This window comes from Chitinophaga tropicalis, from assembly GCF_009758205.1.
Taxonomy (GTDB): Bacteria; Bacteroidota; Bacteroidia; order Chitinophagales; family Chitinophagaceae; genus Chitinophaga; species Chitinophaga tropicalis.
This window is the reverse complement of record NZ_WRXN01000001.1, coordinates 1,216,848-1,232,881: the sequence shown is the minus strand read 5'-3', so window position 1 is coordinate 1,232,881 and position 16,034 is coordinate 1,216,848. Positions and strand designations below refer to the sequence as shown.

Here is a 16,034-nt window from a genome sequence, read left to right as displayed (position 1 = left end):
TCACGGTATAATTTGCTTCCTATCTTTTTTGATAGCGCAGGTTTGTATTCAACTATTCCAGTTAATAGTAGTAAATTATAGCTATCTAAACCCGTTCACGTTATGGTTAACCTATATTCCACGAAAGAGGTCATCTATCTTTCATGCATCTTTTTGCTTCTTTGTTCACCTTATGCTGTAGCACAGGATACAACCAGTTACATCCAGACATTAAATATCCGGACAGCAAAGATCGATACTGTACTTACTATCAAAGCACTTTTCGAAGCGCCGAACTGGCATCCGGATAATTATCTGATTGTAAACAGCAAAGGGAAGATCTATACGCTGGACCTGGGTTCTAAAAAACTAACAGTACTCAACACAGGATTTGCTACTGAATGCAATAACGACCACGGAATATCCCCCGATAAAAAATGGCTGACCATCAGTCACAATGACAAAAGCGATCCTTCAGAAAAACCCTATAAATCTGCCATTTACATTCTTCCTGTTACAGGCGGGCAGCCCAGAAGGATTACGCCACAGGTACCTTCTTTCTGGCATGGCTGGACCCCGGACGGCAAAACATTGGCCTATTGCGCAGAACGGAACGGTAATTTTGATATTTACACTATCAGCGTAGATGGTGGTACGGAAAAAAGGCTAACGGATAATGAAGGACTGGATGACGGGCCTGATTACTCTCCGGATGGTAAATACATTTATTTCAACTCATACCGAACAGGCCATATGCAGATATGGCGGATGCTGGCAGATGGTTCAAAGCCGGAGCAGTTAACGTTTGATGAAAACTCAAACTGGTTCCCGCATCCTTCACCCGACAATAAGTGGATTGTTTACATTGCTTATACATCGGATGAAGGGCAGAACCATTTGTTTGGCAAGGACGTTAAATTACGGTTGATGAATACTGCCACCAAAGTTGTTAAGGACATCACACCTGTGTTCTATGGTGGCCAGGGCACTATTAACGTTCCTTCCTGGAGTCCGGACAGTCAGAAAATAGCCTTTGTCAGCTATTCTGTTGACTGAAAATTACATGAAGAACTGCTCAGAAACGATCTTACCGTCTTTCACCACATACACACATAGTTCACTCATGTTCATCCGTCCTCTTTCTTTCATGGTCATATCCATGTTCAATACCATGGCAATGGCATTACCACCTATAAGTGGCTCAGAAACGCTGATGTTGTGCACTTCTTCTACCATAGAATCGAATTTCTTTCCTTTTTCGATAATGGCAGTCAGTCCTTTCGTTTCTTTGGCAAATGCAGGTGATTCTTCCGGTTCTATGCTGATAGCATCCTCAGCATATAATTCTCTCTGAGCTTTTTCCCAGTCGCCTTTAGCACAAAATCCGGCCAGGCGGGTAGCGATTTCTTGTGTAGTCATGACAATGGGGATTTGGTGGAGATGTAATTTACGAGAAATCAGATTGAGAAATTCAGGGATAAGTATATGATTTTCATAATAACCGGCAGGAAGTACTGTCGCAGTATCAGGGCATAAATTAGCAATACTAACTCAAAACGAAGCAACCAGAATAATTTTACCAGTCACCGGTTTAAATGCCTGAACATGACGTCCAGCCAACATCCCCCTGTGCTGCACTTTGGGATCCCTGAAAAAATGCAGTCACTCATCAGGGTATCTGCCAACCTACCAGACAACTACCTGCAATACCGCCTTGCACATTCCTCGGCAACCACGTTTGTAGAAGCGCCTTTTGGCCAGTTTATCACCCAGGAGATCAGGGACCCCGGATGGGTGATCTGCTGGCAGCAGTATTTTGTCAACGAGAAGATCCGGTTACGGCCTACTTCCAATCAGCCTATGCTGGCCATGTATTGCGTATTACAGGGCAATGTATCCTGCCGCCTGCAGGGCCAGGGCAAGCTGATGCTGATAGAGAAAGAGTTTGGGCTTTACTATATCCCTTCTCATTCACAAAATACAGCAGACCTCCGTGCGGGCAATTATGAGATGCTGTACATTTCCTTCTCTGCTTCCTACCTCCGGCAATTCCTGTCCCGGCATCCTTCTTTTGAGGACATTTACCTTCAGCAGCAGCGGCAGTCCCGCAAGGGCGCGACCCTGCCGGCTATCCGTATGGATGTGGCAGATCTGAAAGTGCTGAACGATATCCGTACTTCCCTTCTCCCGGAAGAAGAAAGGAAAGCGTTTATAGAGGCCCGGCTCAACGACCTGCTTACCCTTTACTTCAATGCCCTTACTCCCAAATACCTGCAGAACGGGGAACAGGCACAGAAGCTTCGCCAGGTGTGTATCTACATCCAAAGTCATTATCACCTGCCACTCAGCATTGCCGAACTGAGCAAAAGAGCAGGCATGCATATCAATACTTTTGAGCGGGCTTTTAAAGAGCTGCTGCATGTTTCTCCACGGGGATATATTGAACATCTGCGGATGAAAAAAGCCGCCTCCCTCCTATCCCAGACCAGCCTCAGTATTAAGGAGATCAGTTTCAGCACAGGCTATCGCGGCGCCAACTACTTTACTGCTGTTTTCAGGAAGCGTTACCGTTGTTCTCCCAGAGAATATCGGAAAAACCGCTTAACTTGATGGCAAATGCAGAGAGATGGACAATAAACTGGCAGAAAGGCTTGTCAACATCAGAAGACAGATACATGCCTGCCCTGAATTAGGATATGAGGAAGAGAACACTTCAGGACTGGTACGCGGGGAACTTGATCAACTGGGTATAGATTATATCTCCCATATAGCCGGCACCGGCGTTATTGCAACACTATCCAAAGGTACAGGTCCTACCGTAGCCATACGGGCAGATATGGACGCATTGCCCATGCAGGAAGAAACAGGACTGCCCTTTGCTTCAGCAGTAAAAGGGAAGATGCACGCCTGCGGACATGATGTTCATACCACCATGCTCATAGGCGCGGCTCACCTGCTCAGGGACATGCCTTTCCAGGGTACTGTCAAATTCCTCTTTCAGCCATCAGAAGAAGGGCCTAACAAAGACCCTGACCGTAAAACAGGCGCCCGCCGCTTTGTGGAGGATGGTCACCTGGATGACGTTTCAGCCGCGCTGGGACTTCATGTAGATCCTTCCCTGCCCGTAGGCAATATCACCTATGCCCTGGGACCAGCACTTGCCTGTACCGGCTTCTTCAAAATAGAAATACTGGGGAAGGCCGCTCATGCAGGCGCCGCCCCGCAGCTGGGCATAGATGCTATCATTGTAGCCACACAGCTTGTACAGTCTGCACAGACCATCATATCAAGACATACCCCTCCGCTGGAGACGGCAGTCCTTTCCTTTACGAAGATCAACGGAGGTGTAGCGCCTAATGTTATTGCAGATAAAGTAGTGCTGGAAGGTACTATCCGGTCTCTCAGCCTGGAAACCTATGAAGAGGTGATAAGCAGGCTGAACAGGATCATCGATGGACTTAAGCTCACTCACGGCGCGGTTATCACCTTCGATCTCTACTTCGACATACCCAGTGTGCTGAACAACCCGCAGGTACATACCAAACTGGAGCAACCGCTGGCAGAAGTGTTTGGGCAACCTGCCGTAAAAGAGGTTATTCCCCTGCTGGCGGGAGAAGATTTTTCCTACTACTCAAGGAAGGTGCCATCCATGTTTTACCTGCTGGGGGCACAGGACCCGACATCCCCCGGCTACTATCTTCATCATCCTAAAGTGATCTTTAATGAAAGCTGCATTCCTTATGGCGCCACTTTCCTTGCCAAAGGAGCAGTGTCCCTGCTGGAAGGCTACCGCTAAAAGTAAATGCTTTAACTTTGCGGCGTCATAGACTAATCAGGGATTATGGAAAGGAAACAACTGGGAAAAGGTGACACTGCCTTTATGGCTGCCTGTACGGGATTGATCGTTGCCAACATTTACTACTGCCAACCACTTATCGTATTAATAGGAAAAGAGTTTGGATTGCATGAAAGCATAGCCGGACGGGTAACCTACCTGACACAGATAGGTTATGCACTGGGATTATTACTCCTGGTGCCCCTGGGAGATATCCTGGAACGCCGTAAACAGATCATTGTCACTACCGCCATATCTGTTCTGGCATTGCTACTGGCAGCCAAAGCGCCGTCTTTCCTGGTATTGCAGATTGCCAGCGTACTTATAGGTATCTCTTCTGTTGTTCCACAGCTTATATTGCCGCTGGCTGCCAGTCTGACGGCCGACAATAAACGGGGCTCTACCATTGGCACCATTATGGGCGGCCTGCTGGTAGGTATCCTTGCTTCCCGATCGCTTAGCGGAGCTGTAGGCTCCCTTTACGGCTGGCGGGAAATGTATCTCATCGCTGCCGGTATATGTGTGGTATTATTAGGGTTGATGTGGTGGCGCTTCCCTAAAAGCGAACCTGCCTTTAATGGCAACTATGGTCAGCTGATGCGTTCTGTAGCTCACTATGCCGTTACCCAGCCTGCATTACGGCAGGCGGCTATCACCAATGCACTTTCCTTTGCTGTAGTCAGCGCGTTCTGGGTAACTATGGTGCTGTTTCTTTCTGCAGCGCCTTTCAACTATGAATCTTTTGAGATAGGCTTCTTTGCCCTGGCCGGCGCTGCCGGTGCTCTTGCCGCTCCGCTGGTAGGTAAGATCAGCGACGGACGGGATACTTCCAATAATATCATTATCGGCCTGGCGCTGGAGCTGATCAGCTTTATAGGCTTTTACTTCACAGGGAGCGGCATCTTCCTCCTTCTGGCAGGGATCATTACCCTGGATGTTGGTCATCAGTCAGTACAGGTCACTAATCAGACCATTATCTATTCCATTTTACCGGAAGCCAGGAACCGTTTCAATACTGTTTTCATGACATCTACTTTCATTGGCGGCGCTACCGGTTCTGCACTGGGGCTTTTTCTCTGGAGTGTAGGTAACTGGGCAGGCGTTTGTGCAGGATGTTCTGTAGTAGTGCTGATCAATATTTTTCTTTTCTTCAGGAACAGGTCTAAAATTGCGAAACTGGGCCTGCGACCGGTTAAATAATTGACTATATTTCCATTGTATGCATAACTTCATCCTCATAGAAGCCCCTACCAACCTGGGTCTGAAACAACTGCAACCTGACAGGGAGCCTGGCGTTAATCTCCTGCCGCAGGCGCTCCGGGAAACGGGACTGGCAGAACAGGCGGGTATCAGCCGGAGCATTAATATTCCTGCTCCCCCTTACAGTATGGAACTGGACCCTGAAAGTCATGTACGCAATGCTGACGCCATTGCAGCGTATAGCCGTACCTTAGGCGCCAGGGTAAAAGAGGCCGTAGAACGCGGTACAGTGCCTGTAGTAATTGGCGGCGATTGCAGTATCATCGTCGGAAATATGCTGGGGCTGAAAAGTACCGGTGGAAAGTATGCCTTGTTCTCTATGGATGGGCATACAGATTATGTGCCTCCGGGGAAGTCAGGCACTGCCGGCGCCGCAGGTATGGGCCTGGCGCTGATAACAGGACACGGGCATCCCAAACTAACGGATATAGATAACCTGGGGCCATACATACAGGAAGAACATATTTATTCCTTCGGCAACCGTGAGCTGTATTATGAAGATTATGTAGAACTGATCCTGGATAGTGCTGTCAATTATTATGACCTGCCTTCTATCCGCGAACAGGGCATTGATACTATCACTGCCAGCTTCCTGAATATGATAAAGGCAGAGCAGCTGGATGGCTTCTGGATACACCTGGATGTAGATATACTGGATAATGAGGTGATGCCTTGTGTAGATTCTCCTAATGAAGGAGGGCTTTCTTATGATGAGTGGAGGCAGACATTGACTCCGCTGCTGGCATCGCCTTATTTCAGAGGTATAAATATTACTATACTGGATCCTACTATGGATCCGGATAGAAGGTATACAAAGGAATTTTCCCGGCAGCTGGTTGCTGTATTAAGGCCATTATCTGCTGAAGTATAAAGATTTGTTTCTTTGATAAAAAAGAATACCTTTGCAGTCCTCTTTTACAATATGTAAAAAGCGGGTGTGGTGAAATTGGTAGACACGCCAGACTTAGGATCTGGTGCTTCACGGCATGGGGGTTCGAGTCCCTCCACCCGCACTCTGACGGGAGCTTTTGCTCCCGTTTTTATTTTATCCAATTCTAACCATCCTTTTTCTTTTATAATCTATTTGTTGCGGGTGAACGGTTCCATTATCCACGGGGGCCATTACGATCAAAATTCAATACTTATAAAATGCAACCCAAGCTGTTACTGGTATTCTTAATGCTGTGTTTTGCTGATTGCAGCGTATTTGGCCAGAATGAACCTTACAGGCTTACGAACGCAAAAGTTTCACCGTTTCCTGATCAATCAGTTATATTAATGCCGTCCTGGATAAAACAAAGGGAAGAGTTGAATACGGTGTATTTGTTATCACTCGATCCGGACAGGTTACTGCACAACTTCCGGGTTAATGCAGGGTTGCCTTCGGCGGCCAGGCCGTTAGCCGGATGGGAAGCTCCGGATGTTGGTATCAGGGGACATTTTGCCGGGCATTACCTGTCTGCCGTTTCAATGCTGGTGGAAAGGAACAGGGATACTGCATTAACGCGCCGTCTTATCTACATTACAGACGAGTTGTATAAATGCCAGCAGGCCCTGGGCAATGGTTATCTCAGTGCGTTTCCTGAAAAAGATTTTGATACGCTGGAAGTAAAGTTTGGAGGTGTCTGGGCGCCTTATTATACTTTTCATAAGCTCATGCAGGGGCTTTTGGATGTTTACGTCCGTACAGGCAATGTAAGAGCATATAAAATGGTGAATGATATGGCGTCATACGTAGAGAAAAGGATGAACAGGCTGAGCCCTGAAACCATTGAAAAAGTACTTTATACACCAGACGCTAACCCGGCAAACGAAGCGGGCGCAATGAACGAGGTATTGTACAAGCTTTACCAGGTTTCGCATAATCCGAAACACCTTGCTCTTGCCAGGATTTTTGACCGGGATTGGTTTCTCATTCCTTTATCAAACAACAAGGACATTCTTTCAGGCCTGCATTCAAACACGCACCTGGTGCTGGTGAACGGGTTTGCGCAAAGGTATGCCATCACCAGGGAAGCGCTTTATTATCATGCTGTGCAGAACTTCTGGAATATGCTTACCTGTCATCATGCATATGCCAATGGATCCAGCAGCGGTCCACGGCCCAATGTCGTTACACCAACTTCTCTTACTTCAGAACACTGGGGTGTGCCCGACCATCTGAGCAGTACGATGACGAAAGAGATTGCAGAGTCATGTGTTTCGCATAATACGCAGAAACTGGCAGCAGCGCTATTTTGCTGGGAGGGTGATCCCAGGTATGCCGACGCCTATATGAACACTTTTTACAATTCGACGATGGCATTGCAAAATGCTAATACCGGGGCTGTTGTTTATCATTTGCCATTGGGCTCGCCACAGACCAAAAAGTTTTTAAAAGAGGATGATTTCCGTTGCTGCAATGGGACTTCCATTGAAGCATTTGCCGCTTTGAATACCGGTATCTATTACCATAACGATTCAACCTTATGGGTGAATATGTATATTCCGTCTAAAGTAAACTGGCAGGCAAAGTCACTCTCTCTGGAACAAGTGGGAAACTTTCCTGCTGATTCTGTTGTTGAATTTACGCTGAAGACGGCGAAAAAGTCCGGAATGACCCTGAACTTCCTGATACCTGATTGGTCGAACAAAAGTGAAGTATATGTAAATAACCAGAAACAAGCGCTGGATACCCGACCTGGCTCTTATTTGTCTCTTCGCCGTGAGTGGAAGGACAATGACAGGATCAGGTTAGTTTTTCACTATGATTTTTATTTCAAGGCAATGCCGGACGATGAAAATGTCTTCGCCATCTTTTACGGCCCGGTAATGCTGGCGGCTGAAACTGATTCAGAATTTATATTAAAAGGGCAGCGGGATGAAATTTTAAAAAACCTGACTGTTAGCGGCAGCAATGTATTCCAGTTAAAGAACGGAGGAAAAACGTTTGTTCTGCGGCCTCTGTATGATATAAACGCGCAATCGTATGGTGTGTATGCGACGATCAGGGATTATTAACTATTAATAAATGTACTTTAAGCCATAATGATAATCTCATTATGGCTTTTTTGTTTTTACACTTCACGATCCATCCTCCTATTTACATTTATCAACGCTTTTTTTGCCAACTAATAAATTCATGTCTTTTTATTGTTGCTTCTTACATGCTTTTTGCTGATTTTATAATTCTTGCTACCTTTATAGTACCCACATGGCTTAGTAACTCCTCTTACATTTGTAATGAAACTAAGCTTTTTTTATTTTCGCCTGTGCTATATCATATTCCAACTCCGGATCAATGCTCTGGGATTCCACCTTTCTTTCCTTTTCCATTAACAGTTCATGATTTGCCCGGAGCCACGCTAATTTCTTTTTGCCATAGCTTACTCTCGTAAATAATACAAACAACACAGGTACAATGAAGATAGCAATGCAGGATGACGCTACCATGCCTCCCTGTACTGTAACGCCGATGGTTTTGCGGGATTGGGCGCCGGCGCCTGATGCAAGCACCATAGGCATTACACCAAATATAAAGGCAAGAGAGGTCATGATAATAGGCCGTAACCGCAACCTCACGGCTTCAAGGGTAGACTGGATCAGATCTTCTCCCCTGTCCACGCGGACCTTGGCAAATTCCACGATCAGTATGGCATTCTTTGCAGACAGGCCTATCAATGTGATCAACCCTATCTGGGCATACACATTATTGGATAATGACGGCATAGTAGTAAGGGCAAAAATAGCCCCGAAAGCGCTGATAGGAACAGCAAGCATTACAGAGAACGGTACCGACCAGCTTTCATACAACGCTGCCAGGAAAAGGAAAACGAAGATGATGGAAAAGAGAAAAATATAGACTGTCATTGATCCCGCCTTTATTTCCTGGTAGCTTAATCCTGAAAACTCATAAGTATACCCCCGTGGCAAAACCTTTGCTGCCACCCGTTTCAGCGTTTCAATACTTTGCCCGGTGCTGTAGCCTGCCGGCGTAGAGCCATCTACCTCTGCCGACCGGAAGATATTGAAATGCGTAATTAATGGCGCTGTGGAAATAGGTTTATAATTGACAAGGGTGCTCAAAGGAAGCATTTGTCCGCCGGTGTTCCGTACATAATATTTTTCCAGGTCGGAGATCAGGGCGCGGGTAGAAGTGTCTGACTGCACTATTGCCCGGTAAGTGCGGTTGTACAGGGTAAAATTACCTACCAGCCTGCTGCTCATATACCCCTGTAATGTGCTGAACACATCTGCCACATTTACGCCCTGCTTCTGGCATTTCTCCCTGTCAAGCCAAAGTTCAAACGCAGGCGTATGCGCCGCATAATTGCAATATGCTGTTGAAGTAGCGGGTTCTTTTTTCAATGCTGCCACAAACCTGTTCATCACTGCTTCGAATTCATGAATATCGTCGCTGGTGCTGCCCTGTTCTACCTGCATGCTGAAGCCTGAAGCGGTTCCCAAGCCTCTTATAGCCGGCGAGGCGTTTACGGTTATGCCTGCATTCTTAATTCCTGCAGCGGCTATTCTCTTTTTGATCACGCCCATTATACCCGGTATCTGTGTTTCGGGTGTGGTACGCTCATCCCAGGGTTTCAGCATGCAGAAGATGCTGGCGCCGTTGGAAGTAGCGCCACCGCTCAGTACATTCATCCCTGAAATGGCGTTATAGTGTAGTACTCCGGGCGTTTCATCCACTATCTTCATGATCTTGCGCAATACCTCTTCTGTCTGGATGGTAGCGGTACCTTCAGGCAACTGGATGCCGATCAGCACCCTTCCACCGTCTTCTGAAGGAATAAAACCGGAAGGCTTTTGTTTGAAAAGGAATACAGCGCCAAAACATATGCAAACAAGCAGGACTACAACAAGCTTTGACTTTTTAATACAGTTCCTTACACCATCAGAATACCTGCCTGTAACTTTCTCAAACCAGGTATTGAAACAAAAGAAAAAGCGGTTTATGTTTTTCGACTTCTTATCAATATGCGAAGGCCGCAGTAATAAGGTACATAATGCCGGCGTAAGAGACAGGGCAACGAAGGCAGACAGGATCACCGATATAGCAATGGTAATAGCAAACTGCTGGTACAGCTTCCCGGTAATCCCTGGAATGAAGCCAACGGGGATAAATACGGATGCAAGAATAAGCGCGATAGTCACCACCGGCGCTGATATTTCTTTCATGGCGTAATAAGTGGCCTCTTTGGGCGACATATGCTCATGGTCAATAAAATGCTGTACTGCCTCCACAACAATAATAGCATCATCCACCACTATACCTATTGCCAGGACAAAACCGAACAACGTCAGTGTATTGATAGTAAAGCCAAGAGGAATAAATAAAATAAATGTGCTGATGATAGATACAGGTATGGCAATAACGGGAATAAGCGTAGAACGCCAGTTTTGCAGGAACAGGAATACGACTATAACCACCAGCGCCAGCGCTTCGAACAAAGTTTTTATCACCTCGCTAACAGATACCCTGATGATGGTTACGTTCTCAAAAGGTACTGTATAATCCACATCCGGGGGAAAGGACTTCTTCAGCTCTGCCAGCGCCGCATAGACATTTTCTGCCGTCTGCATGGCATTGCTGGTGGGCGACTGGTAAACCATCACCGTAGTGGCCAGCTTCCCATCTGCATAACTTTTATTGCCATAGTTGAACTTGCCCAGTTCCACCCTGGCAATATCTTTCAGGTAAACCAGCTGGCCGGTGGCCGGTATAGATTTGACAATTACTTTTTCGTATTCTGCAGGCTTGCTTAACAGGCTGTTTACAACGATGGTATATTCATTGGCCTGTGTTGAAGGCTGTGGCGGAGCGCCCACTGCACCACCCGCTATATACATGTTTTGTCTCTGCAGAGCGGTTATTACATCTGATGGCATTAAACCATAAGACGCCATCTTCTTCGGGTCCATCCAGATACGCATGCTGAATGGATTACCGCGGGACTGTACATCTCCCACCCCCGGCACACGCAGCAGGGCATCTACAATAAATGTGTTGGTATAGTTGTCCAGGAAGGTAATATCGTGCGTTCCTTTGGGCGAATAAATAGCCAGGTTCATCAGCTGGTCGGGGTTGCGCGCGCGCACTGTTACGCCCAGCTGTCCTACAACAGAAGGCAATACGGGCGATGCCAGTCCTACCCTGTTCTGCACATTCAACGTAGCCACATTTACATTGGTACCTACGTCAAACGTAACACTGATACCTGCCGAGCCGGTCTGGGTATTGGTGCTTTGCATATACATCATTCCCGGCACACCATTTACCTGCTCTTCTATGGGAATGGTCACTGTCTGTTCTACCGTTTGCGCATCGGCACCGGTGTAGTTTGCGGAGATGCTGACACCTGGCGGGGTGATTTTTGGGAACTGGTCCAGCGGAAGATTAACCATGCAGATAAGGCCTGAGATTGTAAGTACTATAGATACTACAATGGCAGTAACAGGCCTCTTTATGAATGTGCTGGCAATCATCCGTTATCGTGTTTGTTAAAATCGCGGGACCGCTGTATCTCAAATTCCAGTTCCGGATCAATATTCTGCTGTTCTATTTTCTCTGCCTTCTTCATCAGGCTTTCATGATGTTCTTTCAACCAGGCCAGTTTCTCTTTACCATAGGATAATTTTGTAATGACCACGAACAATACGGGTACAATAAAAATGGCTATGGTAGAAGCGGCTATCATCCCCCCAAGCACCGTAAAGCCAATGGTCCTTCTTGACACTGCGCCGGCGCCGGTTGCCAGTACCAATGGCAGGACTCCCAGGATGAAGGCCATGGAGGTCATGACGATAGGGCGCAGACGTAACTTCACGGCTTCCAAAGTGGATTGTACAAGGTCTTCTCCCCTGTCTACACGTACCTTGGCAAATTCCACAATGAGGATAGCATTCTTGGCAGCAAGCCCTACAAGCGTTATCATTCCTATCTGCGCATAAACGTTATTAGTGAGAGAGGGCACAAAAAATAAAGTGAGTATAGCTCCAAAAACACCTATGGGAACGGCAAACAAGACCGAAAAAGGTACTGACCAGCTCTCGTATAATGCTGATAAAAAGAGGAAAACGAAAGTAATGGAAAAGATAAAAATGTAAGCAGTTGTAGATCCGGCCTTTATCTCCTCATAACTAAGTCCAGAAAATTCATAGGCATAACCCTGCGGTAATACTTTTGCAGCAACATCTTCCAACGCGCTGATGGTTTGTGCAGAGCTGTATCCTGTACCGGAAGTACCGTCTATTTCTGCCGACCGGAAAATATTGAAATGTGAAATAAGAGGAGATGTTTCTACCGGCTTATAGCTTATCAATGTACCCAGCGGCAGCATCTGCCCCGCCTGGTTACGGACATAGTATTTGTTCATGTCGGTAATAACATTGCGGTAAGCCGTATCAGCCTGTACTACCACATGGAAAGTGCGGTTATAGGTGGTAAAATCGTTGATGTACATACTGCCCATAAACGCCTGTATGGTTGTAAATACATCACCGGGATCGACACCCATCTTTCCACACTTTTCACGGTCTACCGTAACACTGAAGCTGGGCGTATGCGCATTATAAAAACTATAGGCGCCTGATATGGCTGGGTTTTTATTGGCCTCTGTTACAAACCTGTTTACAACGTTTTCGAACGCATGCAGGTCGTCATTTGTATTACGTTGCTCTATCTGGAAGCTAAAGCCCACAGTAGCCCCTACCCCCGGCAATGGTGATGGCTGTACCACTTCCACGTTTGCATCGTTAATACCTGCCGCTGCTATCCTGTTACGCAATTCTGTAATGATGCCGGGCACCTGTTCGCTTTCCCTGTTCCGCTCATCCCATGGGTTAAGCTGTAAGTAGATAGTGCCGCAGTTGGAGTTGGAAGCATTGCTGATCACGTTCAATCCGGACAATGCGGCATAATGCCCTACGCCCGGTGTTTCTGCCACTACTTTCATCAGCCTGTTCATTACCTGTACAGAGCGCGTGGTAGAAGCTGCCGGCGGCAACTGGAAGGTAACGTACAGGTTGCCGTCATCTTCCGAAGGAATAAAGCCTGTTGGCTTTTTCATGAATAAACCTATTGCGGTAACGCATATAATGACCAGCAGTATGATCATATATCTTGCTGCGTTAATACTCTTATCTACTCCCTTTACATACCTTCCGGTAATACGGTCAAACCAGGCATTGAACTTTGTGAATATCCTGTTTATACCTTTTTCTTTCTTAGTATGGTCTGTTGGCTTTAAGAGCAGGGTACAAAGAGCAGGCGTCAGTGACAAGGCAACGAATGCGGAAATAATTACTGAGATGGCAATGGTAATTGCAAACTGCTGATATAGCCGGCCTATAATACCTGGAATAAATCCTACCGGAACAAATACTGCTGCAAGGATGAGTGCAATGGCAACTACCGGTGCAGAAATATCTTTCATGGCATAGTAGGTCGCTTCCCTGGGCGACATGCCCTTCTCATCCATATAATGTTGTACCGCCTCTACTACAATGATGGCATCATCCACCACGATGCCTATTGCCAGCACAAAGCCAAACATGGTAAGTGTATTGATAGTAAAGCCCAGCGGTATAAAAAAGCAGAAGGTGCCAAAAATGGAAACGGGTATGGCCAGCACGGGAATAAGTGTGGAGCGGAAGTTCTGGAGGAACACAAATACCACCACCGCTACCAGCGCAAGGGTCATTAATAAGGTTACTACCACATCGCTCATGGAAACCTTTACCACCGTAACAGATTCAAACGGCACTTTATATGCTACGTCAGAAGGGAAAAATTGCTTTAGCTGTGCCAGTTCTTTATAAATACCCTCAGCGGTTTTCAGGGCATTGCTGCCCGGCGCCTGGTAAATGCGCAGGTATGATGCACGATGACCGTCTACGAAGGAGTTGCTGGAAAAGCTGAATTTACCCAGCTCAACTCTCGCTACGTCTTTCAGGTAAACCAGTGCGCCGGTTGACGGCATTGCTTTTATAATGATGTTTTCAAACTCCGACACCTTACTTAGTCTTCCATTTACCAGTATGCCCAGTTCAAAGGTCTGTTGCCTGGATTGTGGCGGCACACCGGCAGAACCTGCTGCCACCTGAACGTTCTGTGCATTTAACGCGTTGATGATATCCTGCGGGGTAAGGCCGTATGAAGCCATTTTATCCGGGTTCATCCAGACGCGCATGCTGAAATTATCGGCAAAGCTATTGATGGTGCCTACACCGGGTACGCGAAGCAGGGCGTCCTGTATGAATATGTTGGTGTAGTTGTCAAGGAAAGTAATATCGTGTGTGTCATGGGGCGAGTAGATAGCCACCATCATCAGCATACTCGGGTTTACAGCGCGGACGGTCACTCCAAGGCGGGTAGCGGCGCCTGGCACCAATGGAGCAGCAATGCTTACACGGTTCTGCACATCCAGCGTTGCAATGTCAATATCTGTTCCGATGTTATAGGTAACATTTGTCTGCATGCCGCCATTGCTGGTGCTGTTGCTTTGCATGTACTCCATACCGGGAGTACCATTTACCTGTTCTTCTATAGGGGTGGCAACGGTCTGCTCTACTGTCTGCGCATCAGCGCCAATAAACTGTCCGTTTATCTGTACAACGGGAGGGGTGATATCCGGGTATTGATCAACAGGTAAATTGAGAATGCAAACACTGCCCGTTAATATCAATACAATAGATATTACTATTGCGGTTACGGGTCTTTTAATAAATGTATTTGCAATCATGCCATCTTTATATTGAATAAATATGAATTCCGGAAAGCCGGGTTATCATCTCATATCCTTATGCTTCCCTGACTTTTTATTTCCTGTGGAAACAGCAGAGCCGTCATGAATAGACTGTATGCCATCTACTATTATGTGGTCTCCATCATTAACGCCAGACAATACAATAACATCGCCCCCGATGGTTTGTCCCAGGTGTACTTTTCTTTGCACAGCGTGCAGCGATGGGGTATTACTATTTATTACCGTGTCTTTCGCCACGTAGAGGAAATACTCTCCCATCTGCTCTACCACGGCTTTGCCTGGCACAACCATTTGTGGAGTATTATCCTGGTTACGCACACGCACAACGCAGCTCATACCTACCTTCAGCATATTCCGGGAATTAGGAAAAACAAGACGTACGCGGATAGTTCCTGTTTGTGGGTCTACCGCACGGTCTATTGCTGCGATCTTCCCCGGAAAAGGGTAAAGAGAGTTATCCGGCAGCTGCAGGGTGAACAACGAATCTGGCATGGCCTTGTTATCATCTTTGAACCGTTCAAATGCAAGCATTTGTTTTTCGTTCACCAGGAAATCGACCGCTATCGGGTCGTTGGTGGAAATAGTATTCAGTACGGTCTGGCCTGCAACTACTACAGTTCCCAGCTTTACGGCGCTGAAGCCTATTGTACCGTCAAAGGGTGCATAAATGCGGGAGAAGCCCAGGTTGGCCTTTGCTGTTTTTAAAGTTTCCTGTGCTGCCTTCGTCTGGCTTTTCGCTGTTTCCAGGGCGATCACCGCATGGTCGTACGCCTGTTTTGCAACGGCATGGTACTGGTTCAGGTATACGTAACGGTCGGCATCCTGTTGTTGCTGCAGCTGGTTATCTTCTGCTGCTTTAACGTTTGCCGCCGCCTGGTCGTACGCAGCCTGGTAGATCCTTTTATCTATTTCATACAGCAGTTGTCCTTTGTGCACCTGACTTCCGTCAGGAGCAAAGATGCCGGTCACATATCCCTGAACGTTGGCAGGAATAATATCTACCTGGTTCAGCGCCTGTGTTGTTGAAGGGTACTGATCGTAATACTTTACATCCCTGCTTTCTACCGTATATAGATTTACAGGTATGGACTCCTGCTTGTCAGGCGGTTTCTGTTTGCAGGAAAAAAATGTCATTCCTGCTGTTATTGAAACAATGTATTTTGTTACTCTATTCATAGAGCCGGTTCTTTTTTCAGAGATGA

General features: G+C 46.7%; 10 protein-coding genes and 1 tRNA gene. 7 read left to right on the top strand and 4 right to left on the bottom strand.

All coding sequences use genetic code 11. The features are described 5' to 3' along the window. Positions 1–102: 102 nt before the first annotated feature. Positions 103–1,035, top strand: coding sequence for a TolB family protein (locus GO493_RS05215; RefSeq protein WP_157305035.1), 933 nt, complete (start codon positions 103–105; stop codon positions 1,033–1,035). A gap of 3 nt (positions 1,036–1,038) precedes the next feature. Here the strand turns inward: GO493_RS05215 and GO493_RS05210 are convergent, their stop codons facing one another. After that, positions 1,039–1,398 carry a nuclear transport factor 2 family protein gene (locus GO493_RS05210; RefSeq protein WP_157305034.1) on the bottom strand — a complete coding sequence of 120 codons (360 nt, stop codon included), beginning with the start codon at positions 1,396–1,398 and terminating at the stop codon, positions 1,039–1,041. Positions 1,399–1,584: 186 nt separating this feature from the next. Between GO493_RS05210 and GO493_RS05205 the strand changes: the two genes are divergently transcribed. From GO493_RS05205 to GO493_RS05180, 6 genes are all read left to right on the top strand, one after another. After that, positions 1,585–2,589, top strand: a complete 1,005-nt coding sequence (locus GO493_RS05205) for a helix-turn-helix domain-containing protein (protein ID WP_157305033.1) — start codon at positions 1,585–1,587, stop codon at positions 2,587–2,589. A 16-nt stretch (positions 2,590–2,605) separates the two neighbouring features. Continuing rightward, positions 2,606–3,775, top strand: a complete 1,170-nt coding sequence (locus GO493_RS05200; RefSeq protein ID WP_157305032.1) for a M20 metallopeptidase family protein — start codon at positions 2,606–2,608, stop codon at positions 3,773–3,775. Positions 3,776–3,820: 45 nt separating this feature from the next. After that, positions 3,821–5,014, top strand: a complete 1,194-nt coding sequence (locus GO493_RS05195) for an MFS transporter (RefSeq protein WP_198315490.1) — start codon at positions 3,821–3,823, stop codon at positions 5,012–5,014. A gap of 19 nt (positions 5,015–5,033) precedes the next feature. After that, positions 5,034–5,945 carry an arginase family protein gene (locus tag GO493_RS05190; RefSeq protein WP_157305031.1) on the top strand — a complete coding sequence of 304 codons (912 nt, stop codon included), beginning with the start codon at positions 5,034–5,036 and terminating at the stop codon, positions 5,943–5,945. 60 nt (positions 5,946–6,005) lie between these two features. Continuing rightward, positions 6,006–6,087 (top strand) — tRNA-Leu (locus GO493_RS05185). 265 nt (positions 6,088–6,352) lie between these two features. Further along, positions 6,353–8,074, top strand: coding sequence for a beta-L-arabinofuranosidase domain-containing protein (locus GO493_RS05180; protein WP_198315488.1), 1,722 nt, complete (start codon positions 6,353–6,355; stop codon positions 8,072–8,074). 228 nt (positions 8,075–8,302) lie between these two features. Here GO493_RS05180 and GO493_RS05175 read toward each other — a convergent pair whose 3' ends face one another. The 3 genes from GO493_RS05175 to GO493_RS05165 are packed head-to-tail and all read right to left on the bottom strand — an operon-like array spanning position 8,303 to position 16,008. Continuing rightward, positions 8,303–11,551 (bottom strand): efflux RND transporter permease subunit, encoded by a 3,249-nt coding sequence (locus GO493_RS05175; protein ID WP_157305029.1) that lies wholly within the window; start codon positions 11,549–11,551, stop codon positions 8,303–8,305. Then, positions 11,548–14,808, bottom strand: coding sequence for an efflux RND transporter permease subunit (locus GO493_RS05170; protein ID WP_157305028.1), 3,261 nt, complete (start codon positions 14,806–14,808; stop codon positions 11,548–11,550). Before GO493_RS05170 ends, GO493_RS05175 begins: the two co-directional genes overlap by 4 nt. Before the next feature lie 45 nt (positions 14,809–14,853). Next, positions 14,854–16,008 carry an efflux RND transporter periplasmic adaptor subunit gene (locus GO493_RS05165; RefSeq protein WP_157305027.1) on the bottom strand — a complete coding sequence of 385 codons (1,155 nt, stop codon included), beginning with the start codon at positions 16,006–16,008 and terminating at the stop codon, positions 14,854–14,856. Between the last annotated feature and the right edge of the window lie 26 nt (positions 16,009–16,034).

What these genes read in the sequence shown, in the direction of transcription:
- GO493_RS05165 (WP_157305027.1), bottom strand. Translation starts at nt 16,008, where the DNA reads ATGAATAGAGTAACAAAATACATTGTTTCAATAACAGCAGGAATGACA.
- GO493_RS05215 (WP_157305035.1), top strand. Translation starts at nt 103, where the DNA reads ATGGTTAACCTATATTCCACGAAAGAGGTCATCTATCTTTCATGCATC.
- GO493_RS05190 (WP_157305031.1), top strand. Translation starts at nt 5,034, where the DNA reads ATGCATAACTTCATCCTCATAGAAGCCCCTACCAACCTGGGTCTGAAA.
- GO493_RS05195 (WP_198315490.1), top strand. Translation starts at nt 3,821, where the DNA reads ATGGAAAGGAAACAACTGGGAAAAGGTGACACTGCCTTTATGGCTGCC.
- GO493_RS05200 (WP_157305032.1), top strand. Translation starts at nt 2,606, where the DNA reads ATGGACAATAAACTGGCAGAAAGGCTTGTCAACATCAGAAGACAGATA.
- GO493_RS05210 (WP_157305034.1), bottom strand. Translation starts at nt 1,398, where the DNA reads ATGACTACACAAGAAATCGCTACCCGCCTGGCCGGATTTTGTGCTAAA.
- GO493_RS05205 (WP_157305033.1), top strand. Translation starts at nt 1,585, where the DNA reads ATGACGTCCAGCCAACATCCCCCTGTGCTGCACTTTGGGATCCCTGAA.
- GO493_RS05175 (WP_157305029.1), bottom strand. Translation starts at nt 11,551, where the DNA reads ATGATTGCCAGCACATTCATAAAGAGGCCTGTTACTGCCATTGTAGTA.
- GO493_RS05180 (WP_198315488.1), top strand. Translation starts at nt 6,353, where the DNA reads ATGCCGTCCTGGATAAAACAAAGGGAAGAGTTGAATACGGTGTATTTG.
- GO493_RS05170 (WP_157305028.1), bottom strand. Translation starts at nt 14,808, where the DNA reads ATGATTGCAAATACATTTATTAAAAGACCCGTAACCGCAATAGTAATA.